The 1,068-nt window shown below is 67.2% G+C and carries 2 protein-coding genes; both read left to right on the forward strand.

The window, feature by feature from the left end:
- A partial coding sequence (locus BIS11_RS18350) for an alpha/beta hydrolase (protein WP_253586832.1) occupies window positions 1–552 on the forward strand: 552 nt, incomplete at its 5' end.
- Window positions 553–626: 74 nt separating this feature from the next.
- A partial coding sequence (locus BIS11_RS18355; RefSeq protein ID WP_253586833.1) for a DUF4040 domain-containing protein occupies window positions 627–1,068 on the forward strand: 442 nt, incomplete at its 3' end.

The following is a 1,068-nucleotide window of genomic DNA, read 5'->3' on the forward strand; positions in this document are numbered from 1 at the left end:
GCCACGCAGGCGATCGTCGCCGTCACCGGCATGCTGGAGCGAAGCCCCCCCATGGCGCTCACGTCCTTGGTGCCGGTCTCGTGGTCCAGGATGCCCGCCTGGTACGACATCCTCGCCATGGACCTGGGCCGCCGGGTCGATACCCTCCAGCTCAAGCGCTCCGCCGAGCGCATCCAGGCGCTGATCCAGGAGCAGATCGACCAGGGCATGGATAGCCGCCGGATCATCGTCGCCGGTTTCTCCCAGGGCGGAGCGGTGGCCTACCACACGGCACTCACCTTTCCCGCGCCGCTGGGCGGGCTTCTGGCGATGTCGACCTACCTTGCCACCGGCGAGAGCCTCGAGCCTGGCGATGCCAACCGGGGGCTCGCCATCGAGGTGCACCACGGCAGTTTCGACCCGGTGGTCCCGGAGAGCCTGGGCCGTGCCGGCGCCGATGCGCTGAAAGCGAAGGGCTACGGCGTCAACTACCGCCAGTACCCGATGGCCCACGCCCTCTGCCCGCAGCAGGTCAACGACATCGGCAAATGGCTGCAGGCGCGGCTCGCCTAGGCGAACGTCGACAAGTACCGAAAAGGCAGGCACAGTAGAGACTTCCAGCCCAAGCAAGGAATCAGCGAAGGCTTATGTTAGCGTCCATCGACCTCTGGGAAGGGGCCCTGGCCCTGCTTCTGGGCCTGGCGGCTCTGGTCTGTCTTTTCGATCGTCACCTGCTCCGGGCGGCCTGGGCCTTCGGGGTATTCGCGCTCTTGATGACCCTGGCCTGGGCCTGGCTCGGCGCACCCTGGCTTGCGGCGGCGGAGCTCGTTCTCGGCGTGCTGCTCACCGGCGCTAGCCTGTTCCATGCCCTCGGCGCCTTCGAAGGCCGCTTTTCACGCTTCTCCTTTCGCGCCCTGTCGCGCCTTGAGCGCGCGTACCCCATCGATACCTTTCGCGGTCCGATGAGCCATCGCCTGACGCGAGCGCTGCTCACGCTTGCCTGGTGCGTCATGGTGGGGGCGGTGATCCGTATCGTCATGCCCGCCATGACCTACGCGCCTTCCGAGCACCCCTTGATGCTGGTGGCGG

Origin of the sequence: Halomonas sp. 707D4, assembly GCF_024158685.1 — a bacterium.
Classification (GTDB): Bacteria; Pseudomonadota; Gammaproteobacteria; order Pseudomonadales; family Halomonadaceae; genus Vreelandella.